This is a genomic window from Bradyrhizobium canariense (genome assembly GCF_900105125.1).
Taxonomy (GTDB): Bacteria; Pseudomonadota; Alphaproteobacteria; order Rhizobiales; family Xanthobacteraceae; genus Bradyrhizobium; species Bradyrhizobium canariense_A.
Window position 1 is genome coordinate 1,092,107 of record NZ_LT629750.1, and the last position, 23,787, is coordinate 1,115,893.

The 23,787-nt window shown below is 61.9% G+C and carries 22 protein-coding genes and 1 pseudogene; 11 read left to right on the forward strand and 12 right to left on the reverse strand.

All coding sequences use genetic code 11. The features are described 5' to 3' along the window. Nucleotides 1-9: 9 nt before the first annotated feature. From rseP to lpxB, 7 genes and pseudogenes are all read left to right on the forward strand, one after another. Entirely contained in the window at nt 10-1,161 is a 1,152-nt protein-coding gene (rseP, locus tag BLV09_RS05450) for an RIP metalloprotease RseP (protein ID WP_100382059.1), read from the forward strand. Between the two features lie 173 nt (nt 1,162-1,334). Then, nucleotides 1,335-3,857, forward strand: a complete 2,523-nt coding sequence (gene bamA / locus BLV09_RS05455) for an outer membrane protein assembly factor BamA (RefSeq protein WP_100382058.1) — start codon at nt 1,335-1,337, stop codon at nt 3,855-3,857. Between the two features lie 164 nt (nt 3,858-4,021). Next, a pseudogene (locus BLV09_RS05460) lies at nt 4,022-4,186 on the forward strand (UDP-3-O-(3-hydroxymyristoyl)glucosamine N-acyltransferase); the annotation flags it as partial. Then, a complete protein-coding gene (gene fabZ / locus BLV09_RS05465) occupies nt 4,186-4,644 on the forward strand; it encodes a 3-hydroxyacyl-ACP dehydratase FabZ (RefSeq protein WP_100382057.1) in 459 nt (152 codons plus the stop codon). The pseudogene BLV09_RS05460 and the gene fabZ, both read left to right, overlap by 1 nt. A 239-nt stretch (nt 4,645-4,883) precedes the next feature. Further along, nucleotides 4,884-5,687, forward strand: a complete 804-nt coding sequence (gene lpxA / locus BLV09_RS05470; protein ID WP_100382056.1) for an acyl-ACP--UDP-N-acetylglucosamine O-acyltransferase — start codon at nt 4,884-4,886, stop codon at nt 5,685-5,687. A gap of 19 nt (nt 5,688-5,706) precedes the next feature. Next, nucleotides 5,707-6,564 carry an LpxI family protein gene (locus tag BLV09_RS05475; protein WP_146686557.1) on the forward strand — a complete coding sequence of 286 codons (858 nt, stop codon included), beginning with the start codon at nt 5,707-5,709 and terminating at the stop codon, nt 6,562-6,564. Next, nucleotides 6,564-7,754 (forward strand): lipid-A-disaccharide synthase, encoded by a 1,191-nt coding sequence (lpxB, locus tag BLV09_RS05480; protein ID WP_146686558.1) that lies wholly within the window; start codon nt 6,564-6,566, stop codon nt 7,752-7,754. The genes BLV09_RS05475 and lpxB overlap by 1 nt, the downstream gene beginning before the upstream one ends. Before the next feature lie 55 nt (nt 7,755-7,809). Here lpxB and gltA read toward each other — a convergent pair whose 3' ends face one another. Both gltA and gltX read right to left on the reverse strand, forming a co-directional pair. Then, nucleotides 7,810-9,114, reverse strand: coding sequence for a citrate synthase (gene gltA / locus BLV09_RS05485; protein ID WP_100382053.1), 1,305 nt, complete (start codon nt 9,112-9,114; stop codon nt 7,810-7,812). A 159-nt stretch (nt 9,115-9,273) separates the two neighbouring features. Next, entirely contained in the window at nt 9,274-10,698 is a 1,425-nt protein-coding gene (gltX, locus tag BLV09_RS05490) for a glutamate--tRNA ligase (protein WP_146686559.1), read from the reverse strand. A 199-nt stretch (nt 10,699-10,897) separates the two neighbouring features. Here gltX and BLV09_RS05495 point away from each other — a divergent pair, with 199 nt between their 5' ends. Beyond that, the gene (locus BLV09_RS05495) at nt 10,898-12,580 is read left to right on the forward strand and encodes a glutamine--tRNA ligase/YqeY domain fusion protein (RefSeq protein WP_146686560.1); all 1,683 of its coding nucleotides are present in this window, start codon (nt 10,898-10,900) and stop codon (nt 12,578-12,580) included. 26 nt (nt 12,581-12,606) lie between these two features. Here BLV09_RS05495 and BLV09_RS05500 read toward each other — a convergent pair whose 3' ends face one another. From BLV09_RS05500 to BLV09_RS05510, 3 genes are all read right to left on the reverse strand, one after another. Next, on the reverse strand, nt 12,607-12,987 hold the full coding sequence (locus tag BLV09_RS05500; RefSeq protein ID WP_146686561.1) for a hypothetical protein: 381 nt from the start codon (nt 12,985-12,987) through the stop codon (nt 12,607-12,609). Nucleotides 12,988-13,094: 107 nt separating this feature from the next. Next, nucleotides 13,095-13,286 carry a hypothetical protein gene (locus BLV09_RS05505; protein ID WP_146686562.1) on the reverse strand — a complete coding sequence of 64 codons (192 nt, stop codon included), beginning with the start codon at nt 13,284-13,286 and terminating at the stop codon, nt 13,095-13,097. Nucleotides 13,287-13,461: 175 nt separating this feature from the next. Then, nucleotides 13,462-13,782, reverse strand: a complete 321-nt coding sequence (locus BLV09_RS05510; RefSeq protein WP_100382048.1) for a helix-turn-helix domain-containing protein — start codon at nt 13,780-13,782, stop codon at nt 13,462-13,464. A 125-nt stretch (nt 13,783-13,907) separates the two neighbouring features. On the opposite strand from BLV09_RS05510, the gene BLV09_RS05515 reads away from it, so the two are divergent. Then, nucleotides 13,908-16,187, forward strand: coding sequence for a ComEC/Rec2 family competence protein (locus tag BLV09_RS05515; RefSeq protein ID WP_146686563.1), 2,280 nt, complete (start codon nt 13,908-13,910; stop codon nt 16,185-16,187). 38 nt (nt 16,188-16,225) lie between these two features. On the opposite strand, the gene BLV09_RS05520 is transcribed toward BLV09_RS05515, so the two are convergent. The 7 genes from BLV09_RS05520 to BLV09_RS05545 all read right to left on the reverse strand — a co-directional run bounded on the left by BLV09_RS05520 (nt 16,226) and on the right by BLV09_RS05545 (nt 21,395). Then, nucleotides 16,226-16,453, reverse strand: a complete 228-nt coding sequence (locus BLV09_RS05520) for a hypothetical protein (RefSeq protein ID WP_146686564.1) — start codon at nt 16,451-16,453, stop codon at nt 16,226-16,228. Further along, nucleotides 16,440-16,640 carry a hypothetical protein gene (locus tag BLV09_RS36990; protein WP_100382017.1) on the reverse strand — a complete coding sequence of 67 codons (201 nt, stop codon included), beginning with the start codon at nt 16,638-16,640 and terminating at the stop codon, nt 16,440-16,442. Before BLV09_RS36990 ends, BLV09_RS05520 begins: the two co-directional genes overlap by 14 nt. A 98-nt stretch (nt 16,641-16,738) precedes the next feature. After that, a complete protein-coding gene (locus tag BLV09_RS05525; RefSeq protein ID WP_146686565.1) occupies nt 16,739-17,161 on the reverse strand; it encodes a hypothetical protein in 423 nt (140 codons plus the stop codon). A 308-nt stretch (nt 17,162-17,469) separates the two neighbouring features. Beyond that, the gene (lexA, locus tag BLV09_RS05530; RefSeq protein WP_100382015.1) at nt 17,470-18,177 is read right to left on the reverse strand and encodes a transcriptional repressor LexA; all 708 of its coding nucleotides are present in this window, start codon (nt 18,175-18,177) and stop codon (nt 17,470-17,472) included. A 182-nt stretch (nt 18,178-18,359) separates the two neighbouring features. Beyond that, on the reverse strand, nt 18,360-19,571 hold the full coding sequence (locus BLV09_RS05535) for a molybdopterin molybdotransferase MoeA (RefSeq protein WP_146686566.1): 1,212 nt from the start codon (nt 19,569-19,571) through the stop codon (nt 18,360-18,362). A gap of 40 nt (nt 19,572-19,611) precedes the next feature. After that, complete coding sequence (locus tag BLV09_RS05540; protein WP_146686567.1) at nt 19,612-20,241, reverse strand: HAD family hydrolase; 630 nt, start codon at nt 20,239-20,241, stop codon at nt 19,612-19,614. 17 nt (nt 20,242-20,258) lie between these two features. Further along, nucleotides 20,259-21,395 carry an alpha-hydroxy acid oxidase gene (locus BLV09_RS05545; RefSeq protein ID WP_146686568.1) on the reverse strand — a complete coding sequence of 379 codons (1,137 nt, stop codon included), beginning with the start codon at nt 21,393-21,395 and terminating at the stop codon, nt 20,259-20,261. Nucleotides 21,396-21,556: 161 nt separating this feature from the next. On the opposite strand from BLV09_RS05545, the gene BLV09_RS05550 reads away from it, so the two are divergent. Together BLV09_RS05550 and BLV09_RS05555 are read left to right on the forward strand one after the other, a co-directional pair. Further along, nucleotides 21,557-22,123, forward strand: coding sequence for a YbhB/YbcL family Raf kinase inhibitor-like protein (locus BLV09_RS05550; RefSeq protein WP_433994383.1), 567 nt, complete (start codon nt 21,557-21,559; stop codon nt 22,121-22,123). 327 nt (nt 22,124-22,450) lie between these two features. After that, nucleotides 22,451-23,785, forward strand: coding sequence for a S41 family peptidase (locus BLV09_RS05555; RefSeq protein ID WP_146686569.1), 1,335 nt, complete (start codon nt 22,451-22,453; stop codon nt 23,783-23,785). The last annotated feature ends 2 nt before the right edge of the window (nt 23,786-23,787 follow it).

Consider the following 23,787-nt stretch of genomic DNA (forward strand, 5'->3'; position numbering starts at 1 on the left):
GGGAAACGGATGTCTGAGTTTTTTCTGCATAGTTTCAATACGTTGGGCCATGGGTTCATCGGGTACATCATCCCCTTTTTGTTCGTCCTGACCATCGTCGTCTTCTTTCATGAACTTGGCCACTTCCTGGTCGCGCGTTGGGCCGGCGTGAAGGTGCTGACTTTCTCGCTCGGCTTTGGCCCGGAACTCGTCGGCTTCAACGATCGTCACGGCACACGCTGGAAAATCTCCGCTGTTCCGCTTGGCGGCTACGTCAAGTTCTTCGGCGACGACAGCGAGGCGTCGACGCCCTCGTCCGAAACGCTGTCCGCCATGACTGAAGAAGAGCGCGCTGGCAGCTTCCATCATAAAAAGGTCGGGCCGCGCGCCGCCATCGTGGCGGCCGGTCCGATCGCCAATTTCATTTTGGCGATCGTGATCTTCACCGGTCTGTTCACGTTCTTTGGCAAGCCGAGCACGTCGGCGCGTGTCGACAAGGTGGAAGTAGGCAGCGCCGCGGCGGCCGCCGGCTTCCAGGTCGGCGACGTGGTGACCGCGATCAACGGTGAAGCCATCGAAAGCTTCTCCGACATGCAGCGGATTGTAGGCATCAACGCCGGCGACCAACTCTCGTTCACGATCAAGCGCGGCGATTCCACCGTGCAATTGCAGGGGACGCCGGAACTCAAGGAAGTGAAGGACCCGTTCGGAAACGCCCATCGGATTGGCGTGCTCGGAATCACCCGCGCAACCTCGCCTGGTGACGTGACGACCGAGCGGGTAAATCCGGCCACCGCCTTGTGGCTTGGCGTCAAGGAAACCTGGTTCGTGATCGACCGGACGCTCGCCTATATCGGCGGGGTCTTTACCGGTCGCGAGGCCGCCGACCAGGTCGGCGGTCCGCTGCGGATCGCGCAAATTTCAGGGCAGGTCGCTTCCATCGGCCTTGCGGCATTGATCCATCTCGCCGCGGTGCTCTCGATCTCGATTGGACTGCTCAACCTGTTCCCAGTGCCCCTGCTCGATGGCGGTCATCTTTTGTTCTACGCCGTTGAGGCTGTCCGCGGCCGTCCATTGTCGGATCGGGCGCAAGAAATGGGGTTCCGAATCGGGCTAGGTTTGGTGCTCATGTTGATGGTGTTCGCCACCTATAACGACATTCTGCACCTGGCCGCGTCATGATGCCTTATTTGATGGGCGTGGCCGATAGGCAACGTCTTGGAACGAAAATGAAAATGCAGCGCGATAGGACGTTTGCCGACCCAGCGAAATTGTCTACAAGCGTGGCAACAAATGGGATTCTGTCGGTTCGTAGGGGTGCGAGCCGACACTGGAATGACAAGGGCGCGCTGCGCATGAATTTTGGAATGCGAGTACGGGGGGGACTGCTGGCCGCCCTGATTCTGTTTGCCACGCCGGTCGCTGCCACGCTGGCGGTCGCGCTTGCGTCGTCTCCTGCTGCCGCCCAGACGGTTTCTACGATCCAGGTCGAGGGCAACCGGCGCGTCGAAATCGAGACTATCCGTTCGTATTTCAAGTCGGGCCCCGGCGGACATCTCGACCAGGCACAGATCGATGACGGTCTGAAGGCCCTGATCGAAACCGGCCTGTTCCAGGATGTAAAGATCAACCAGGCAGGCGGTCATCTGGTGGTGACCGTGGTCGAAAGCCCGGTGATCAATCGCGTCGCCTTCGAAGGCAACAAGAAGATCAAGGACGAGCAACTTTCGGCCGAAATCCAATCCAAGCCGCGCGGAACGCTGTCGCGTCCGATGGTTCAGTCCGACGCCCAGCGTATCGCCGAAGTCTACCGTCACTCCGGCCGCTATGACGTCCACGTCGATCCCGAAATCATCGAGCAGCCGAACAATCGTGTCGATCTCGTCTTTACGATCACCGAGGGCCCGAAAACCGGCGTCAAGTCGATCGAGTTCATCGGTAACACCACCTATTCGTCGTATCGCCTCAAGGACATCATCAAGACTCGCGAATCGAATCTGCTAAGCTTCCTCGGGAGCGGTGACGTGTACGATCCGGACCGGGTCGAGGCCGATCGCGACCTGATTCGCCGCTATTATCTGAAGCACGGTTTCGCCGACGTTCAGGTGGTTGCCGCCCTGACCGAATATGACCCGGATAAAAAAGGCTTCCTGGTCACCTTCAAGATCGAAGAGGGGCAGCAATACCGGGTTGCGTCGGTCAATTTCCAGTCGAGCATTGCCACGCTTGACGGAAATTCGCTGGCCAGCTTCTCGCACGTCTATGTCGGGTCCCTGTACAACGCTGAAGCGCTGGAGAAATCCGTCGAGGAAATGCAGATCGAGGCCTCGCGACGAGGTTATGCCTTTGCGGTCGTGCATCCGCGTGGCGATCGCAATTTCGACGCGCATACCGTTTCCATCACGTTTGCCATCGACGAAGGCCCCAGGGTTTACATCGAGCGCATCAACGTGCGCGGCAACACCCGTACCCGCGACTATGTCATCCGTCGTGAGTTCGATATCTCCGAAGGCGACGCGTATAACCGCGCGCTGGTCGATCGCGCCGAGCGGCGCTTGAAGAACCTCGACTTCTTCAAGACGGTAAAGATCACGACGGAGCCGGGCTCCTCGAGCGATCGCGTGGTTCTCAACGTCGATCTCGAGGAAAAATCCACCGGCGACTTCTCGGTGTCGGGCGGTTACTCGACCACCGACGGCGCGCTTGCCGAGGTGAGCATTTCCGAGCGTAACTTCCTAGGCCGAGGCCTGTTCGCGAAAGCATCGGTGACCTATGGGCAGTATGCGCGCGGCGTCTCGCTATCGTTCGTTGAGCCCTATTTTCTGGACTACCGCGTCGCGGCGGGACTTGACGTGTTCTACCGCGAGCAACTCGCCAACAACTATATCTCGTACGGCACCAGGACCATCGGCTTCTCGCCCAGGCTGGGATTTGCGTTGCGCGAAGATTTGTCGTTGCAGCTGCGATATTCGCTCTATCAGCAAGAAATTTCGCTGCCCTACCAGCTCGACAATTGTAACAACCTGGCCGGGCCGGCCTTCTTCCCGACGCCGGCTTATATCAGCCAGGTCCTGAATGGCGTCGATCCCACCGGAAATTCCCAGGCTGGTCTGTTGCCGGGCTGTTTGTCTGACGGCGAATCGTCGCTGCCGGTTCGGCAGGAACTGGCGAATGGCGCGGAATGGGTTTCGTCGGTCGGTTATTCGCTGGACTACAACACGCTCGACAACAACAAGAACCCGACAGACGGCCTGCTCATTGATTTCAAACAGGACTTCGCCGGTGTTGGTGGTGACGTCAGCTATCTGAAGTCCGCGATCGACGCAAAATACTATGCACCGCTGGTTGCCGATATCGTCGGGCTGATCCACCTTCAGGGCGGTATTCTTAATCAAGTCGGCAGCACCCAGCTCCGCATGCTCGATCAATTCCAGATGGGGCCCAATCTGGTCCGCGGCTTTGCGCCTAACGGCATCGGTCCGCGCGATCTGACCTTCTTCCCGTATACCGGCGGCGGCGACGCGCTGGGCGGCACCAAGTATTGGGGCGCATCGCTCGAAATGCAGTATCCGTTCTGGTTCCTGCCGAAGGAAGTCGGCCTCAAGGGCGCGGTTTATGCTGATGCCGGATCGCTGTGGGATTATCAGGGACCGACGACTTGGGCTGCCACCGGTGAAGTCAACGGTTTGGTCAACGGCAAACCCTGTAATTGCGGAATGGTGTTCGACGATACCAACGTCATCAGAACCTCGGTCGGCGTCGGCTTGATCTGGGCGTCTCCGTTCGGACCGCTGCGCTTCGATTACGCGGTGCCGATCACCAAGGGCAAGTACGACGTCGTGCAGGAATTCAAGTTTGGCGGCGGAACCTCGTTCTGAGGTTAGCTTCCGGCTGGATCGCGACGGGCGGAGTGCCGCAGTCGGTGTTTTTCAAACCGCCTCCATCGGCGGTGGCTGATATCGCCACGCTGATGGAGCTGCGTTCATTTGATGCACCGCGCGGCGGCCAACAGGCCGGGGAGCCGGTTTCGCTTGACGAAGCCGGCGCCAAAATCGACAACCAGATCCAAATCGGCCACACTGCAATCATCGGCGGTCATTGTCTGCTTGTGGCCCAGACAGGACTCGCGGGCGGTGGTGAGATCATTGCGATCGCGCGCCTGGTGCGCGATGGCACGGCCGATCCGGAGGGCGAGGGACGGGAGTGATGGAGGAAGCGCCGATCTTATTTGAGGCCGTGGATATCAATACGATCCTCAAGACACTGCCGCATCGTCATCCGATGTTGCTGATCGATCGGGTCGTCAATATCCGCAGCGATTACAGCGGTGTCGGCATCAAGAACGTGACCTTCAACGAGCCCGTATTCCCGGGCCATTTTCCCGACCGTCCGGTCTATCCGGGGGTGATGATGATCGAGGCCATGGCGCAGACTGCCGGCGTCATCGGCATCCTCTCGGTTCAAGGCACCGAGAAACCGCGCGCGGTTTATTTTCTCACCATCGATAAATGCAAATTCCGCAAGCCGGTGATGCCCGGCGATACGATCGAGTACCACATGCGCAAGATCGGCAAGCGCAAGGACATGTGGTGGTTTCACGGCGATGCCAAAGTGAATGGTGCCATTGTCGCCGAAGCCGACGTTGGCGCAATGCTGACCGACTGATCACGGACGGAGAAGCAAGCTGATCGCTTGCCTCGGTCGTGAGCCGTATACGATTTCCAGCCGAACGGGACAAATGTACGCGACCCGATGACTGCAGCCGGACCTCGGTGTTTTCGCATCCAAACGATTGAAATACTGGGTAATCAGACGTCACTAGACAGTACCGTCGTGCCGCGCTAACCAGCAGAAAATCCCGACACATTCGTAACCAACGATACTGGCTGGCACCGGACCATTCGATGAGCATGATCGACCCCACCGCGCGGATCGAAGATGGGGCTGTAATCGGTGAGGGGACCTCGATCGGGCCCTATTGCATCATCGGGCCCGACGTCGTGATCGGCGCGAACTGCAAGCTGATCGCACACGTACACATCACCGCGCAAACCACTATCGGCGACGGTTGCACGATCTACCCGTTCGCCTCGCTGGGCACGCCGCCGCAATCGCTGAGCTATCGCGGCGAACTCACCAGGCTTCAGATCGGTCAGGGCTGCACCATCAGGGAGCAGGTGACCATGAACGCCGGAACCGTCGCCGGCGGCGGCATTACCCGGGTCGGGGATCGCGGTTACTTCATGAATTGCAGCCATGTCGGTCACGACTGCCAGGTCGGCAATGATGTGATCTTCGCAACATCCGCCACCTTGGGCGGTCATTGTGAAATCGGCGACTTCGTTTTCATCGGCGGGTTGTCGGCGGTGCATCAGTTCACGCGGATCGGATCACAAGTGATGGTGGGCGGCGTCTGCGGCGTACGCGGAGACGTGATTCCGTTCGGTCTCGTCAACGGCCAGTATGCGAGCCTCGAAGGCCTCAACATCGTCGGCATGAAGCGGCGGAAGTTCACGCGTGAACGGCTCGCGACGGTGCGGTCGTTCTATCAAAAGCTGTTTCATGGACCCGGCATTTTTTCCGAACGGCTCGCCGCGGTGCAGCCTCTGGCGCCTGAAGATCCTGCGATTGCGGAGATTCTGACCTTCATCGCCGAGGCCAAACATCGCGCACTCTGTCTGCCGGACGGCGACGGCAACGGAAATTGACGATGGGGCGGCCAGAGCCATGACCGACAAGGCTTTGGAAATTTCATCGCCGGTCGGCCTGGTTGCGGGAGGTGGCGCGATGCCATTCGCAGTCGCTGATTCCCTCGTCGCACGCGGCGTCCATCCCGTTCTGTTTCCGCTGCGCGGCGCCTGCGATCCCGCGCGGGTGGAACGCTTTCGTCATCACTGGATTTCGGTCGGCCAGTACGGCCGGGCTATTAGCCTGTTTCGCGCGGAAAACTGCCGCGATCTCGTCTTCATCGGCACGCTGGTGCGGCCGGCGCTATCCGAAATTCGCCTCGACTGGGGTACGCTTCGCATCATCCCGCGCGTGCTGAAGGCTTTCCGCGGCGGAGACGATCATCTCTTGTCCGGCATCGGCGGCATTCTTGAACGGGACGGCTTTCGTATGGTGGGGATCAAGGATGTCGCCCCCGATCTCCTGATGCCCGAGGGGTGCCTGACCCGCGCGATGCCTGATGAAAACGCGAGCGCTGATATCGCGAGGGGACGCGAGGTGCTGCGGGCGCTCAGTCCCTACGACATCGGCCAGGCCGTTGTGGTGATTGACGGTCACGTGGTCGGGGTGGAGGACATCGAGGGCACCGACGGGCTCTTGGCCCGTGTGGCGCGACTTCGCGCGGAGGGACGTATTCGGGCCAAGGCCGGGCGCGGCGCGCTGGTGAAGGCGCCGAAGAGCGGGCAGGATTTGCGTTTTGATCTACCGACGATGGGGCCGCGTACCGTCGAGGGCGCGGCGGCAGCTCAGCTCGCCGGGATCGCGATCGCTGCCGGCAACACGATCGTGGCCGAACCTCAGGCCGTGATCGAGAGGGCGGACGCCTCCGGGATATTCGTGACCGGTTTGCCAGCGTGATGCAGACGGCAGTAACCGAGAGCGTCGCGCGAAAGATATTCCTGATCGCAACCGAGGAGTCGGGGGATCGGCTCGGCGCCGGCCTGATGAAGGTGCTGCGCCAGCGCCTCGGCGGTGCCGTCCAGTTCGAGGGCGTCGGCGGTCGCTCGATGGCGCAGGAGGGCTTGGCCTCACGGTTCCCGATTGAAGAGCTTTCGATCATGGGACTGGCGGGGGTGGTGAAGCAGCTGCCGAAGATCCTCCGGCTGATCCGCCAAACTACCGACGCGGTGATACAGGCCTCGCCCGATATCCTCATCATCATCGATAGTCCCGATTTCACCCATCGGGTGGCACGGCGCGTTCGCGCCCGCGATGCCTCGATACCGATCGCCGACTACGTCTCCCCATCGGTCTGGGCCTGGCGGCCCGGCCGGGCGCGCGCGATGCGCCGGTACGTCGATCATGTGCTCGCCTTGCTGCCGTTCGAGCCGGAGGCGTATCGCAGCCTTCACGGCCCGCCATGCAGCTATGTCGGTCATCCCCTGATCGAACAGCTCGGCACCCTTCGGCCTGATATCGACGAGCAAAAACGCCGGGACGAAGCGCCATCCGTACTTTTGGTACTGCCGGGAAGCCGCCGCAGCGAGATCAGGCACCACATGGCGATCTTCGGCGAAACACTGGGCCGGCTGAGTGCGCAAGGCGTGCCGTTTGAACTGATCCTCCCCACCATGCCGCATTTGCAGGATGCGGTCCGCGAGAGCGTCAAGAGCTGGCCGGTCCAGCCCCGCATCGTCGTTGGCGAACAGGAAAAGCGGGCCGCGTTCCGGATTGCGCATACGGCTTTGGTCAAGTCAGGCACGGTCACGCTTGAGCTCGCGCTCGCCGGCGTGCCGATGGTCGCGGCTTACAGGGGAGGTACGATCGAGGCGTGGGTGGTGCGCCGCGCGATCCGCGTCAGTTCTGTCATCCTGGCAAATCTGGTGATCGGCGAGAATGTCGTGCCAGAATTCATCCAGGAGGACTGCACGCCCGAAAAGCTGGTCCCGGCGTTACGGGAGATGCTTGTGGATTCGCCGCGACGGCGGCGGCAAGTCGAAGCCTTTGCAAGGATCGACGCGATCATGTCGACCGGCGACCAGCCGCCAAGCGGGCGCGCCGCCGACCTGATTTTGGCGACCATGCGGAAATCCCGCCGGGCAAACTAAAAGCCGGATGCGATGATCGCACCCGGCTTTTGATCCTTCGCAGCAATGGCGCTTGTTACTTGCGTTTGGCGATATCGACGTAATCGCGACGCGCGACGCCGGTATAGAGCTGGCGCGGACGGCCGATCTTCTGCTGCGGGTCCTCGATCATCTCGCTCCACTGGCTGATCCAGCCGACGGTGCGCGCCACCGCAAACAGCACGGTGAACATCGAGGTCGGGAAGCCCATCGCCTTCAGCGTGATGCCTGAATAGAAGTCGACATTCGGGTAGAGCTTGCGTTCGATGAAGTATTCGTCGTGCAGCGCAATCTTTTCCAGTTCCAGCGCGACCTTGAGCATCGGATCGTCGCCGTGGCCGGTTTCCGCCAGCACGGCGTGACACATCTTCTGCATGATCTTGGCGCGGGGATCGTAGTTCTTGTAGACCCGATGTCCGAAGCCCATCAGGCGGACTTCGCTGTTCTTGTCCTTTACCTTCTTGATGAATTCGGGGATCTTGTCGACCGTGCCGATGTCGGCCAGCATGGCCAGCGCGGCTTCGTTGGCGCCGCCATGGGCCGGTCCCCACAGGCAGGCGATGCCGGCGGCGATGCAGGCGAACGGATTGGCGCCTGACGAGCCTGCGATACGCACCGTCGAGGTCGAGGCGTTCTGCTCATGGTCGGCGTGCAGGATGAAGATCTTGTCGAGCGCGTCGGCCAGCACCGGATTGATCTTGTACTCCTCGCACGGCACCGCGAAGCACATGTTGAGGAAGTTCTCGGAGAAGGAGAGCGAGTTCTTCGGATAAATGAAGGGCTGACCGATGGTGTATTTGAAGGCCATCGCCGCCAGGGTCGGGACTTTCGCGATCATCCGCATCGAGGCGATCATGCGCTGCTGCGGATCGTTGATGTCGGTAGAGTCGTGGTAGAACGCGGCCAGCGCGCCAACCGCAGCGACCATGATCGCCATCGGATGGGCGTCGCGGCGGAAACCCTGGAAGAACCGGGCCATCTGCTCGTGAACCATGGTGTGATGGATCACGCGGCTGTCGAAATCTTTCTTCTGTGCCGGGGTCGGAAGCTCCCCGTAAAGCAGCAAATAGCAGGTCTCGAGGAAGTCGCCGTGCTCGGCGAGCTGTTCGATTGGATAGCCGCGGTATTCCAGAATACCGGCGTCGCCATCGATATAGGTGATTTTGGACTGGCAACTGCCGGTGGAGGTAAAGCCGGGGTCATAGGTGAACATCCCGGCCTGGGCGTAGAGCTTGGCGATGTCGATGACATCAGGCCCAATCGTGCCGCTTAGGATGGGAAAATCGTAGGTCTTGTTGCCAACCGTTAGTGTTGCGGTTTTGGTGCTGGATTTTGCGTCCATCGTGAATTCCCCGATGAGATCGTTGCGAAAGCCGGGCCGGTCCTGCTGTTCTACAGGAAGATGGCGAGGCAGGTCGGACTGTCTAGTAGCGCCGACGAAAATGGGTAGCGTATTGCCCTGTGCACTGCAAGATCGACCGCTGCAGGGGCTGCCGCAGCCTTAGGAGGCCGCCTGATCCCCAAGCCGGGCAAGGCATTCCTGGCATCCCAGCACGGCCAGGACGTCGAATATGCCCGGCGAGGTGGTGCGTCCAGTCAGTGCCACGCGCAGCGGCTGTGCGACGGCGCCAAGCTTGAGGTTGTTCTGTTCGGCAAAGCCGCGCACGGCGGCCTCGGTGGTTTCCGCCGTCCACGGCGTGGCGGCCGCGAGCGCCGTGCGAAGCTTGCCGATCAGCTCGCGGTTTTCCGGGGTCAACAACGCCGCCGCTTTCGGCTCGACCTGAAGCGGCCGGTCCGCAAAGATAAAATACGACCCATCGATCAGCTCGATCAGCGTCTTGGCGCGCTCCTTCAGGCTCGGCATCGCCTGCAGCAATTGCGCGCGTGTGGTGTCGTTGAGCTTCGCCTTCAGGTCGAGGCCGCCGGGGACGTAGTTCAGCACGTCCTCGAACATGGTCACGAGAGATTGATCGTCGGCGTGGCGGATGTAGTGGCCGTTGAGGTTTTCCAGTTTGGCGAAATCGAACCGTGCAGCCGAGCGGCCGATGCCCGACAGATCGAAGGCGTCGATCATCTCCTGGGTCGAGAAGATCTCCTGATCGCCGTGGCTCCAGCCAAGCCGGACCAGATAATTGCGCAGCGCCGCCGGCAGATATCCCATGGCGCGGTAGGCATCTACCCCGAGCGCGCCGTGGCGCTTTGAGAGCTTTGACCCGTCGGGTCCGTGGATCAAAGGAATGTGGGACATGTTCGGCACGTCCCAGCCGAGCGCGTCATAGATCTGCTTCTGGCGCGCCGCGTTGATCAGGTGATCGTCGCCGCGAATGATGTGCGTGACGCCCATATCGTGGTCGTCGACCACCACGGCAAGCATATAGGTCGGAGTGCTATCGCCACGCAGCAGCACGAGATCGTCGAGGTTCTCATTCTGCCAAACTACCCGGCCCTGGACCTGATCCTCGATCACGGTCTCGCCGGTCTGGGGCGCCTTGAGGCGGATGGTAGGCAGCATTCCGGACGGGGCTTCGGACGGGTCGCGGTCGCGCCACGAGCCGTCATAGAGCCTCGTGCGGCCCTCCGCGCGCGCCTTTTCGCGCATCACGGTCAGTTCCTCCGGCGTGGCGTAGCAGCGGTAGGCCTTGCCGCTGGCAAGCAATTGCTCGGCCGCCTCGCGGTGACGCGCGGCGCGGCTGAATTGATAAATGACCTCGCCATCCCAATCGAGACCGAGCCATTTCAGCCCGTCCAGAATGGCATCGATTGCCTCCTTGGTCGAACGCTGCCGATCCGTGTCCTCGATTCGCAGCAGCATCTTGCCGCCGTGTTTGCGCGCATAAAGCCAGTTGAACAGCGCCGTGCGGGCTCCTCCGATGTGGAGAAAGCCGGTCGGCGAGGGGGCAAATCGGGTGATAACGGAATCGGTCATGGCAGGAGCGGGTCGCGGACAAAGAGGGCATGCGCAAGGCGCGGTGGTGTATAGCAGGAACGGAACATAACTAAAGCCAAAGCTGGGTGGTCCTGAACTGAGTGGTTTTGGGCAGTCTGGTCTCGGCTGGACAAAGCGGGCTTGGCTCCCCCGGGCGAATTTGGCAGAAGGTCCACTGACCTCCGAACAGGAAACAGGAATGACGGCAGAACCGGTAACGACAGAGACAGGCCGCGATTTCATTCGCGACGTCATCCAGGCCGATCTCGACTCGAAGAAACACAGCCGGATCGTGACGCGGTTTCCGCCGGAGCCGAACGGTTACCTGCATATCGGCCACGCCAAGTCGATCGCGCTCAATTTCGGCATTGCGCAGGAGTTCTCGGGGCGTTGCCACCTCCGGTTCGACGATACCAACCCGACCAAGGAAGAGCAGGAATATATCGATTCAATCCAGGCCGATGTGCGCTGGCTCGGTTACGACTGGGGATCCGATCTTTTTTACGCATCGGATTATTTCGATCGTCTTTACGAGTGGGCAGAGGGGTTGATCAAGACTGGTCACGCCTATGTCGACGACCAGTCTCCGACCGAGATCCGCACCCGCCGCGGCACCCTGACCGAGCCCGGCCAGAACAGTCCGTTCCGCGACCGTTCCGTTGAGGAAAACCTCGATCTGTTTCGTCGCATGAAGGCGGGCGAGTTCCCCAACGGCGCCCGCGTGCTGCGCGCCAAGATCGACATGGCCTCGGGCAACATCAATCTGCGCGACCCCGTGCTCTATCGCATCCTGCATGCCCACCATCCGCGTACCGGAACGAAATGGTCGATCTATCCAAGCTATGACTACGCCCACGGCCAGTCCGACGCGATCGAGGGCATTACCCATTCGATCTGCACGCTGGAATTCGAGGATCACCGGCCGCTCTATGAGTGGCTGCTCGACAAGCTGCCGGTGCCGTCGAAGCCGCACCAGTACGAATTCGCGCGGTTGAATTTGACCTATACGCTGCTGTCGAAGCGCGTGCTCACCATGCTGGTGCGCGACGGCCACGTCGCCAGTTGGGACGACCCGCGCATGCCGACCATCGCGGGCCTGAAACGGCGCGGGGTGCCGCCGGCGGCGGTCCGCGAGTTCGTCAAGCGCATCGGGGTCGCCAAGGCCAACAGCGTGGTCGACGTCGGCATGCTGGAATTCTCGATCCGCGAATGTCTCAACCGGACCGCGCTGCGGCGCATGGCGGTGCTGCGGCCGCTCAAGGTGGTGATCGAGAATTACCCGGAGGGCCAGAGCGAGCAGCTCGAAGCGATCAATCATCCGGACGATCCCGCGGCAGGTACGCGCCGCATCGCCTTCGGACGCGAGCTCTATATCGAGCGCGACGATTTCATGGAAAATCCGCCGAAGAAATTCTTCCGGCTCTCGCCGGGCACCGAAGTGCGGTTGCGCTACGCCTATTTCATCAAATGCCACGACGTCATCAAGAACGCCGCCGGCGAGGTCGTCGAACTGCGCTGCACCTATGATCCCGCGACCAAGGGCGGCAACGCGCCCGACGGCCGCAAGGTCAAGGCGACCATGCATTGGCTGTCGGCGGCGCACTCGAAGCCCGCGGAGATCCGCATCTACAATCAGCTCTTCGTCAATCCGACGCCGGATGCCGCCAATTTTGTCGCCGATCTCAATCCGCAATCCCTCGAGATTCTTGCCGACGCGCGGATCGAGCCCGCAATTGCGGAAAGCAACTCGTCAGAACCGGTGCAGTTCGAGCGGCAGGGCTATTTCGTACGCGACAAGGATTCAACGCCGGATCATCTGGTGTTCAACCGGACCATCGGCTTGCGCGACACCTTTGCCAAGGAAGTCGGTGGCAAGAACTGAGGACAAGGGCTGAGGCGAGGTCGGACCTAGCGCTTCGCGTCTGCCGCGGCGTGGCGCAGGGCTTCGGCTGCTTCAGGATGTTTGCGGTAGTAGTCGCACTCGCCGGGCCGAGCGGCGCGATCCAGCCCCTCCTGCATGGCCGCCTGGCGCAGGCTTTCATCCCTGGTGTCGATGATCGTCTGATCGCCGATATAGGCGAGATATGATTCGGAACTGGTCAAGGGGAGAATCCCGGCCTCGCGCGCCAGCACCTTGCAGCCGACGGCAAAGTAAACGTCCTTAACCCGGTGCATGAACCGGTCGCGTTTTTCGAGATATTTCGCCTTGAGCTTGGCGCGGATCGTTGTGGGATGCGGATCGGGTTGTTGCGCCTGTACGGGGATGGAGGCCGACGCCAGTGCAATCACAAGCGCTGCAATTCCAAAAATCCGCATTGTATCTCCCCAAATATTTTTTTGATTAACGCGCGATGGCGTCGACTCCTACGCCATCCAATTCCGCTTCGTAGCTCGAACTAATCCGCTCGCGGTGGTGTTGTTATTCCCATGCCGACCAGCGTCGCGCGAATGGAATCGAGCGCGAGCTTGTCCTTGGCTTTTTCGTCGATCAATAAATTAATGAAGGCGAGCCGCTTTACCTCGCTATCCGCTTCAGCCAGCAATCTGCGATAGCGGTCGTAATCGAAACCCGCATCCGATTTGTTCATAGCCCGCACTCGATCCGCCCATCGCAAGTGTCTCGCAACGTCGCTCAGCACGCAAGCGTTTGGGATCAACGAGCTGTGCTGCGCGCATCGATACGGTGGATAAGTGGATAATCTCGTGCGAGCCAGCATCGGCTTCGCTCGAAAATGCTGCGGCGAACAAATTCAAGAGACGCGATTAGCCGAGGCGACGGCGAATCTCGTTGCGCATCTGCTCGCGGAACTCCGCGCGGCGCGCCGGCCGCTCTTTTTGCGGAATGTTGAAGCGGTCGAACACATTGAAGTTTTCGAGGATCGGGTAACGGTCGCTGGCCATCGCCAGGATGCGAAGCAATTCCCCCGCCGGACCTGAAGGACCGGAGACCTCCCATCTGCGGATCGTGTCGCCGCCGCTGCCGGGTGCCAGGCCGCAGAGTTTCGCCATGTCGGCGGCGGACAAGGGTTTGCCGATCGCGTCACCGAGATCGTTGCGAAGTTTTTTGAGTTCGGGGCCGGTCACGAAGGTTGGTCCTGAGGCTGGAGGCGACTGCGGGGTTAGACGTGATTCTCTATCCGTTCCGCTATCCGACTGGCAAAACCTTGCGGTAGCATTGTGGTCCTAACGGGATTGTAAGGCGTAACCGCATGGCAGAGCGGGGCAGGGCTCCCGGCCGGACGCAGGGTTTTGCCGGGACCTGGCCGCCGCGTAACGCGGCGCCGGCCGGCGCCTATGCGCCTTCCGGTTTCGACGTATGGTCGTCCATCATCGCGAAGCTGCGCGAATGGATCGCTGCGGAAGCCGGCGCCGGCCGGTTGCTGCCCTGGGTGCCCGTCGCATTCGGCGTCGGAATCGCGGTTTATTTCACCGCCGACCATGAGCCGGTGGAATGGGTCACCGCCGTCGCCGCGACAGCGCTGTGCGCCGTGGCTTTTCTGCTGCGTCGGCAAAAGATATTTCCCGTCGCTGTGATGGTTGCCGCAATGGCCTCAGGCTTCGCCGCGGCAACGTGGAAGACGGCCCTGATCGCCCATGACGTGCTGGCGCGGCCGATGTATTCGGTTCAGCTTTCGGGCTTCGTCGAAGCGCGCGACATACGCGAGCGCACCGACCGTTTCGTCTTGCGGGTCACGCAGATGGACGCGCCGCGCTCATCGACAAAGCTGAAACGCGTTCGCCTGTCGGTGCGAAAGGGGGCTGCGCCCGATGTCGGCAGCTTTGTCGAACTGAAAGCGCGGTTGCAGCCACCGCTCGCACCCTTGCGGCCCGGCAGTTACGATTTCGGCCGCGACATGTATTTCCAGGGCATCGGCGCTTCCGGCTTCGTCACGGGCGCCATCAAGACCGTCGAGCCGCCGGTCAGCGGCGGCCTTTCGTTACGCTACGCCGCATTCATGCAGGCGTTACGCGATGCGATCGACGCCCGCATTCGAACCACGCTCGATGGCGACAAGCGGGCGATCGCGACCGCTTTGCTAACCGGCCGTCGCGACGCGATCACGACGCCCGTCAATGATGCGATGTTCATTTCCGGCCTTGGACATGTGCTCTCGATCTCCGGCTATCACATGGCGGTCGTGGCCGGCGTGGTGTTCTTTACGATCCGCGCGCTGCTGGCGCTGTTCCCCGTGCTGACGACGGGCTTTCCGATCAAGAAATGGGCGGCGGCCGCAGCATTGGCCGCTGCGGCATTCTATCTTTTGCTGTCCGGCAACGACGTCGCGACCCAAAGGTCGTTCTTCATGACGGCCGTGGTGCTGATCGCGGTGATGGTGGACCGCCGTGCGGTGACGTTCCGGACGCTGGCGGTGGCCGCGATGATCGTGCTGACATTCGCGCCGGAGGCGTTGGTGCACCCGAGTTTCCAGATGTCGTTCGCGGCCACGCTGGGACTGGTGGCGTTGATCCAGATCGGCATGCCCCGCCTGTTTGCCTCGCCCGACAACTCCGTCACCGCCAAGGTGGCGCTCTGGGGCGGGCGGGAGTTGATGACGCTGACGCTGGCGTCACTGGTGGCGGGGCTGGCGACCACGCCCTATGCCGCGTTTCATTTTCACCGGGTGACGCCCTATGGCGTGCTGGCCAATCTGGCGGCGATGCCCGTGGTATCGGCGGTGGTGATGCCGGCGGGCATGCTCGGGCTGCTCGCGATGCCGTTCGGTCTGGACGGCGTGTTCTGGTGGCTGATGGGGATCGGGATCGACTGGATGATCGTGGTGACTGAGTGGGTCGCCGCACTCCCCGGCGCCATCGGGCGGATGACGGCATTTGGCATCGGTCCGCTGATCGCAGCCAGCATCGGGATCATTTTGCTGGGGCTGTTGCGGACGCCGCTGCGCTGGTCCGGCGCCATCGTGCTGCTGCTGGCGACGGCTTGGGCGCTGGCGGTTCCACAGCCGGATATCCTGATCTCTGGTGACGGTCACAATGTCGGTGTCCGCGGCAAGGACGGGCAGCTCCATCTGATGCGGAGTGCCAAGGATGCGTTTCTGATCAAGGAATGGCTGGCCGCGGATGCCGATGCGCGGCTGCCGGTGGCCCCTTCGCTCGCGGATGGCGTCTCATGCGACGATGCAGGATGTGTGACGCAGATGGCCGGCGGCGCGTTCGTCACGCTGGCGCTGCGGCCCGAGGCGCTGGCCGATGATTGCGAGCGCGCAACGTTGATCGTGACGGCGAGGCAGCCGCCGTCCACATGCGCCTCGCCTGTCATCACGACGGATCGCCTGCGACGGCAGGGAGCGCTGGCGCTGCGGCGAACGCGCGACGGGTTTGTCGTCGATGCCGTCAAACCAAAAGGTTTCGACCGGCCATGGTCGCCTGCGGTTGCGGGTGACGACGAGGTTGAACCGAGCCTGGTGCATCCCGCCGTTCCGCGCACGATCGATGCGACGCCCTCGGAGGCCGATTTGCAAACGGAGGAGTGAGCTGGCTTCGCAAGGCGCGCCTCCGGACGGGCGCGGCCTCATTGCTCACCGTGTGAGGCATCTTCTCTCAATTCGAACGCGCCGAGGTGAAACTCATCATCGTCTTTCGCGGCCGGCGTCCTGACCAGCGTAAACGCCGCATGCGGGAATTGCTCCCAGACCGCAAGATCTTCCGCCGATACCGTGAGCCAGCCGAATCTAAACATGTAGCGGCCCGGTTCGGCCACCCGTCCAACTTGATGCCACGTGACCTTATCGACGGGCACCCCTGTTCTCCTCCTGAACCTCGTGCCTGAGATCAGCGGGCAGGGCAGAACCTTCACGCTTGATGCCCGCCCTGGAAGGTCCTCCGCCGACACGCATTTCGAAGGCATCGAGTTGTAAAGCGAATGTCGCCAGCGCCAGTTTCAGATTGTTTCGCTCTTCGATCCGTGCGCTGTCCCGACGATCCATGACGCTACTCGTACAGTTCGGTATGACGGTATCTGCTGATGTTCCGTGATCTGGTCGGGCCCCGCCGGCCGCAACCGGCGGGAATATACCGGACCACTTCAACCAATGGAGACCGGCGTTGAGGCGTTCGTGCCGGCAGTGGCGTGCGTGGGCTCGGCAGCCTGATGAACCACCGGCAGCTGCAGCACGGTCACCCGCTGCCCTTCACAGAGCAGCGTCACCAGGACACGGCTTCCGTCCGGGAATTCGATCGCATCATGATGACGATGGGGAAGGTCGGGGTCGACCACGCCGAATTTTCCCACTCTGAAATTGACTGCTTTGGTCCAAATCCATCGGTTGTCGTATTTGACGTTTTCGGCGAACGCCAGTTCGGTCCCCGGAAGCATGCAGACCGCCACCGCGGGCTGACTTTCGGAGGCGAAACCGCGAGTCGAAGTTCCAGGGAATGTCGTGGAGATCAGGGTCTCTCCAACCCTGGCGGGGCGTGTTGCGACAGCGTGCAGGCTATAGTCACACATCGGATTGCTCCTCGTTAGAGATAGCCAACCCGCGCCGCTTAGAGGCGCAGGCCTCTATCAGAGTGGACAGTAGTGTGTGAGTTTTTGCCTGCTTGGAGGCAATTATGCGGCTGCAGCCAACCAACCTGATCACAAATACGTTTATTTGATCGATCGGGCTGCGCCTCGTCTGTTGCGAGGCGACGCAAAGCCCTGCGGTCAAATCACTGAATCGGCGTGACCCCGATACCTCACCTGTCCGCCATTAAACCCAAACCGGTTTCAATCCGGATCAGGTCTAATGACAGGCTTTTGAGGCCAATGCTGGCTCAGTATTTCCGGTAAAGCCCGATCAGCTTGCCCTGAATCTTGACCCGGTTCGGCGGCAGGATGCGGACTTCGTAGGAGGTGTTGGCCGGTTCCAGCGCGATCGACGCGCCGCGGCGGCGGAAGCGTTTTAGCGTTGCTTCTTCTTCGTCGATCAGCGCCACTACGATATCACCGGTCTCGGCGGTTTCGTTGCGCTGGATCAGCGCCATGTCGCCGTCGAGGATGCCGGCGTCCACCATCGAATCGCCGCGCACCTCGAGCGCGTAATGTTCGCCGGAGCCGAGCATATCAGGCGGTACGCTGATGGTGTGGCTGCGGGTCTGCAAGGCTTCGATCGGCGTGCCGGCCGCGATCCGACCCATCACGGGCACGGCGACCGGGTGGTTGCCGTCATCCTCGGAACTGACGGTGCTGCTGCGGACCTTGCCCAGCGTGCCTTCGATGACACTCGGCGTGAAGCCGCGGCGGCTGCCGCCGGCGCCGTTTCCGGAAAGCTCGGGTAGCTTGATGACCTCGATGGCGCGGGCGCGATTGGGCAGGCGGCGAATGAAGCCACGCTCCTCCAGGGCCGTGATGAGGCGGTGGATGCCGGACTTCGAACGCAGATCCAGCGCATCCTTCATCTCGTCGAAGGAGGGCGGTACGCCGGCTTCTTTCAGCCGTTCATTGATGAAACGCAGAAGTTCGTACTGTTTGCGCGTGAGCATCTCGAGCAGTCCCCCGATGGATGGTGTCGTTCGATTCCGAGACATGAACCGGGAGCTCATTGACTCCCATGATAGACATCAGCACTCGAAACAAATCATGAACGGACACTATATGTTCGATATGTGTTCCGCAACCACTTAATTTCCGGTGAACGCGATCAGGCTTCGTCCCGTCGAGGCGATCAACGCGGAAGGCGCAGGATGTCGCAAGCAGCGCCGGCAGCAGCGGCGGGCGCGAACGGCGGACGTATCACAAGTGCCCGTGCCGCAGCGAGATTCCCAAGCAGCGAGCTGTCTTGATGATTGACCGGTGTGGCGATGACAGCGCCGTCGGCGCGCTCCTCGAGGCGGGCGCGCAGATAGTCCTCGCGCACATCGTTGGCGACGACATCGCGCCCCAGCCGTGCGGTTTCGATGACGTGATGGATGGTCGAACGGCCAGACAGACTGCGAATCAACGGCACCAGGAACAGGAATGCGCACACATAAGAGGACACGGGATTGCCGGGCAGGCCGATCACCCGCATGGCGCCGAGCCGTCCGTGCATCATCGGTTTGCCCGGGCGCATCGCAATCCGCCAGAACGCCATTGTGACGCCCTCGGCCTCCAGCGATTGCTTGACCAGGTCGTGGTCGCCGACCGAGGCGCCGCCGGTCGTAATGAGGATGTCAGCGCCGCTATCGCGGGCGCGGCGGATGCCGTGTGTGGTGGCCTCGACCGTGTCGGCGGCAATGCCGAGATCGATGGTCTCGGCCCCCTCCGCACGGGCCAGCGCGCGCAGCGCATAGCCGTTGGAATAGACGATCTGCCCGGGCCCGGGTTGCGATCCCGGCATCACCAGTTCGTCGCCGGTGGCCAGCACCGCCACCTTCGGCCGGTGGCGGACGGCGAGTTCAGGGTAGTTCATGCCGGCGGCCAGCGAGAGATCGCGGTCGGTGAGGCGCGATCCGCCCTTGAGCAGCACGTCGCCTTGGTTGAAGTCGACACCGGCCGGGCGAATATGCCGTCCGGGGGCCGTCGCCTCGGAGATGGTGATACGCGCGCCATCCACCTTGGTGTCTTCCTGGATGACGATGGCGTCCGTGCCTTCGGGAATCACGCCGCCGGTGAAGATCCTGACCGCTTCGCCCGGTCGAACCGCGCGATCGAAAGGCCGTCCCGCCGCCACCTCGCCGATCACGTTGAACCGCGCGCCCACCTCGGAGGCGTCGGCTGATCGCACCGCGTAACCGTCCATCGCCGACATCGCCTGCGGCGGCTGGGTGCGCAACGCCGCAAGGTCGCGCGCGAGCACGCGGTGGTGGGCCGCATCCAGTGCGACCATTTCCTCAGGCAATGCCTCGGCGCCTGCGAGAATCGCAGACAGCGCATCGGCAACCGGCATCAACGCCACGGCAAGACTCCCAAATCCAAAACCTTCAAACCCGGATACTTCAAATACCGAGCGCGGTCAGCGCGCGCGCCACGTCGTCGGACGATGTCACGTGGACCGCGGTCAAACCCCGCGACCGCGCACCTTCGATGTTCTCGGCGAGATCATCGAAGAAAACGATACGCTCCGCCGGCAGGCCGATCGCCTTCACCACGTGATCATAGGCGGCTGCGTCGGGTTTCCGAAGCCCGATTGTGGAGGACAGAAAGATTTCGCGGAAATGGCCGAGCACGCCGGCAAAGGCTTTGGAGAAATGTTCGACGTGCGGCCGGTTGGTGTTGGAGAAGGCGTAGAGCGGCAGGCGCTTGGCTGCGCGCGCAAGCAGCGGAGCCATGCCGGGCATTTCGCCCGCAAAGATCGCGTTCCAGCCCTCGAGGAACTGGGCATCGGAGAGGCCGATGCCCAGTGAAGCGCGCAGGCTCGCGAAGAATTCAGCGTCGGCGATCTGCCCGGTCTCGTGGCGCCTATAGATGTCGTCGTGCGCAAATCGGCCCAGCAGATGCGCCGGCTCGCAGCCGGCATGCCCGGCCCAGCACGCCAGCGCCTTGTCGAAGTCGATATCGAGGACAACGCGGCCGAGATCGAACAACAACGCGTCGGCTGAGCCGGGAGCGAGCAGGGGTGAAGCCATCGCCGATAGCACCGCCCTCAATACCGGTAGGGATCGATCTCCAGCAGCGGAAAGGCGCTGAAGACATGCGGCAGATGGGTCGGCGCGGCCGCATGCAGATAGGAGTTGTCGAGCTCGGCGAAATTTTTGACGCCGAGCAGTCCGAGGCACCGGATCACCTCGTCTTCGAGCAGCTCCAGCATCCGCAGCACACCGGCTTCGCCACCGGCCGCCAGAGCCCAGCATTGCAGGCGGCCGATGCCGACGAGATCGGCGCCCATGACGATCGCCTTGACGATATCGGTGCCGCGGCAGAACGAGCCGTCGATCATGATCTTGGCGCGGCCGCCAACGGCGGCGACGATTTCCGGCAGCACGTGCATCGAGCCGCGGCCGTGATCGAGCTGACGTCCGCCATGGTTCGACACATAGATCCACTCGACCCCGTGATCGACCGCGATCTGCGCATCTTCCGCGGTCGCGACGCCCTTGATGACGAGCGGAATCTTGAACTTGTCCTTGATCAGTTTCACGGTGCGCCATTCCAGCCCCTTCTGGAAGTCGCCGCCGGTGGCGCGCAAGCGGCTGGCGCGAACATACCGCTTGGCGATATCGCGTTCGCGCCGGCTGTAATGCGCGGTGTCGACGGTCAGGCAGAAGGCGCTATATCCGTTCGAGACCGCGCGACTGACGCAGTCTTCGACGAAGGCGTCGTCGCCGCGAACATAAAGCTGATACATGCGCAAGGCGTCAGGCGCGGCCTCTGCGACCTTTTCCAGACCGGGCTCGGAAACCGAGCTCAGCATGTGTCCCGCGCCGAACGTGCCGGCTGCCCGCGCAACGCTTGCAGCCGAGCCCGTGGGATCGAAGATTTCGAGCGCGCCGACCGGCGCCAGCACGACCGGGAGGCGCAATTTGCGGCCGAACCGTTCGACCGACGCATCGACCTTGGCGACGTTGCGCAGCACGCGCGGCCGGAACGCGATCTCGTCAAGCGCCATGCGGTTGCGGCGCATGGTGGTCTCGGTCTCGGCGGCGCCGACAATATAGTCCCACGCATTCTGGTTGAGGTTGGCGCGCGCCTTGCGGACGAATTCGTGAAGGTTCTGGAATTCTTCGGAGCTGGCGCCGAGTTCGGCAGTCGTTGCCGACCGGATGCGGGTCGCTTCGTTCATGGTTTCCTCCCGGGATTGCCTGACTATTTGCCTTGACCTTTCGCCTATCGCTTCCGGAGCTTTCACGCCATCCCGAAAATTGTTATGGCTGGTATCAGCGGGACCTCAACAGAAATCCCGGTTGCCCGATCGGGAGGAATCCCCGGCGTGGAGGAATCGTCATGCCAAGACTATCCGTGTGGATCGCGGCGCTGGGCCTGAGCGCGCTTGGCGCGAGCGCGGCCAACGCACAGAGCATGAGCCTGACCAGCGCCGATATCAAAGAGGGCGCCACCATTGCCAATGAGCAGGTGTTCAAGGGATTTGGCTGTGCCGGCGGTAACGTCTCTCCGGCCCTGAGCTGGAGCGGGGCGCCGGGCGGTACCAAAAGCTTTGCCGTCAGCATCTACGATCCGGACGCACCGACCGGTAGCGGCTGGTGGCATTGGGTGGTGTTCAATATCCCGGCGGCAACGACGTCGTTGCCCAAGGGGGCGGGCGAGACGAAGAAGAAGTTGATGCCCAAGGGCGCGATCCAGAGCCGGACCGATTTCGGGTCCGACGGCTATGGCGGCCCCTGTCCGCCGGCCGGTGACAAGCCGCATCACTACCAGATCACGGTTTTCGCCGTCGATGTGGACAAGCTGCCGGATGCCAAGAATGATTCTGCCTCGGCGGCGCTGGTTGGCTTCGACCTGCACTTCCATACCCTGGCGAAGGCGACCTTGACTGGTCTCTACGGCCGATGAGATGGACACCCGCAAGGCGGGGCCGGCTTCAGGCCGTTGCACAAATTGTCGGCAACAGCCCGTGATCGCGGGAGGTTTCGTCGACTTGAACCGTGCCGGGAACCAGCCAATTACAAATTGGACATAAAGCGCAATTTCGGCTGTGCGGCGGTGGTCGGGAGCGTATATCGTCGTTAATTCGCGGCAGACCGCCGGTCCATCAATATTCCGCGGTGATGGCGTTCCGGCCTCAATGACACCAGAATGGTATTGTGAGGCTATCGGTCGAGTTCAGTCATTTTACCCGGCCCCCGTGGCAGCAACTGACAGCGAGAAGGTTCGCAAACAATGCGCAAAAATTCCGTCTTTTTCCTCGGCGCGTTAGCCGGTACGTGCCTGACCCTTCTCGTGAGTGGGCCAAGGAGCGAGTTCTGGATCGCGGCGGCAAAGGCGGCGACCAGTTCCGACACCTATGTGCAGTTGAACTTGCTCGGTGACGTGTTCGAGCGAATCAGAGCCGACTATGTCGAAAAGCCCGACGACTCGAAGCTTGTCGAAGGTGCGATCAACGGCATGGTGACGTCGCTCGACCCGCATTCGCGGTACATGAATGAGCAGGCCTGGCGCGACATGCAGGAAACGACTCACGGCGAGTTCGGCGGCCTCGGGATCGAGGTCACGATGGAAGACGGTCTGGTGAAGGTTGTCTCGCCGATGGACGGTACCCCCGCGGCGAAGGCCGGCATCATGTCCGGCGACTTGATCACCTATATCGACGGCGACGCGGTTCAGGGCCTTACCCTGGAGCAGGCCGTGAACAAGATGAAGGGGCCTGTCCACACCACCACCAAGCTCAAGATCGAGCGCAAGAATGTGGACAAGCCGATCGATGTCTCGCTCGAGCGCGAAATCATCCAGGTGAAGCCGGTCAGCTTCCATACCGATGGCGGCGACATCGGCTATATCCGGATCAGTTCGTTCAATGAACAGACCGAAGATGGGCTGAAGAGCGCGATTGCCGACATATCGAAGCAGATCCCGCAGGATAAGCTCGCAGGCTACGTCCTCGACCTCCGCAACAATCCGGGCGGCTTGCTCGATCAGGCCGTCGACGTATCCGGCACGTTCATGCCGCGAGGCGAGGTTGTCTCGACGCGCGGCCGTACGCCGGAGGAAACCCAGCGTTACACCGCAAAGGGCGGCGATATCACCAAGGGCAAGAAGCTCATCGTGTTGATCAATGGAGGCTCCGCGTCGGCTTCCGAGATCGTGGCGGGCGCGTTGCATGACCACAAGCGCGCAACGCTGATCGGCACACGCTCGTTCGGCAAGGGCTCGGTGCAGACGATCATCCCGCTCGGTACCGGCAACGGTGCATTGGCGCTGACCACGGCGCGGTACTTCACGCCGTCCGGCCGGTCGATCCAGGCACAAGGCATCACGCCTGACATCGAGGTGCTGCAGGACGTGCCCGATGAGTTCAAGGGCCGCTCCGACACCAAGGGAGAAGCGTCCATGCGCGGCCATCTCTCTGCCGAAGGTGCAGAGCAGACCGGCTCGCAGGCCTACGTTCCGCCGGACGAGAAGAACGACAAGGCGCTTGGCGCGGCTTACGATCTGCTGCGCGGCGTCACTGTCAAGGCGGATATGCCGCCGACGCCCAAGACGACGGTCCCGAACTAAGT

Coding starts and splice junctions, on each gene's coding strand:
- rseP (WP_100382059.1), top strand. CDS start 10: ATGTCTGAGTTTTTTCTGCATAGTTTCAATACGTTGGGCCATGGGTTC.
- bamA (WP_100382058.1), top strand. CDS start 1,335: ATGAATTTTGGAATGCGAGTACGGGGGGGACTGCTGGCCGCCCTGATT.
- fabZ (WP_100382057.1), top strand. CDS start 4,186: ATGGAGGAAGCGCCGATCTTATTTGAGGCCGTGGATATCAATACGATC.
- lpxA (WP_100382056.1), top strand. CDS start 4,884: ATGAGCATGATCGACCCCACCGCGCGGATCGAAGATGGGGCTGTAATC.
- BLV09_RS05475 (WP_146686557.1), top strand. CDS start 5,707: ATGACCGACAAGGCTTTGGAAATTTCATCGCCGGTCGGCCTGGTTGCG.
- lpxB (WP_146686558.1), top strand. CDS start 6,564: ATGCAGACGGCAGTAACCGAGAGCGTCGCGCGAAAGATATTCCTGATC.
- gltA (WP_100382053.1), bottom strand. CDS start 9,114: ATGGACGCAAAATCCAGCACCAAAACCGCAACACTAACGGTTGGCAAC.
- gltX (WP_146686559.1), bottom strand. CDS start 10,698: ATGACCGATTCCGTTATCACCCGATTTGCCCCCTCGCCGACCGGCTTT.
- BLV09_RS05495 (WP_146686560.1), top strand. CDS start 10,898: ATGACGGCAGAACCGGTAACGACAGAGACAGGCCGCGATTTCATTCGC.
- BLV09_RS05505 (WP_146686562.1), bottom strand. CDS start 13,286: ATGAACAAATCGGATGCGGGTTTCGATTACGACCGCTATCGCAGATTG.
- BLV09_RS05515 (WP_146686563.1), top strand. CDS start 13,908: ATGGCAGAGCGGGGCAGGGCTCCCGGCCGGACGCAGGGTTTTGCCGGG.
- BLV09_RS36990 (WP_100382017.1), bottom strand. CDS start 16,640: ATGGATCGTCGGGACAGCGCACGGATCGAAGAGCGAAACAATCTGAAA.
- BLV09_RS05525 (WP_146686565.1), bottom strand. CDS start 17,161: ATGTGTGACTATAGCCTGCACGCTGTCGCAACACGCCCCGCCAGGGTT.
- lexA (WP_100382015.1), bottom strand. CDS start 18,177: ATGCTCACGCGCAAACAGTACGAACTTCTGCGTTTCATCAATGAACGG.
- BLV09_RS05540 (WP_146686567.1), bottom strand. CDS start 20,241: ATGGCTTCACCCCTGCTCGCTCCCGGCTCAGCCGACGCGTTGTTGTTC.
- BLV09_RS05545 (WP_146686568.1), bottom strand. CDS start 21,395: ATGAACGAAGCGACCCGCATCCGGTCGGCAACGACTGCCGAACTCGGC.
- BLV09_RS05550 (WP_433994383.1), top strand. CDS start 21,557: ATGCCAAGACTATCCGTGTGGATCGCGGCGCTGGGCCTGAGCGCGCTT.
- BLV09_RS05555 (WP_146686569.1), top strand. CDS start 22,451: ATGCGCAAAAATTCCGTCTTTTTCCTCGGCGCGTTAGCCGGTACGTGC.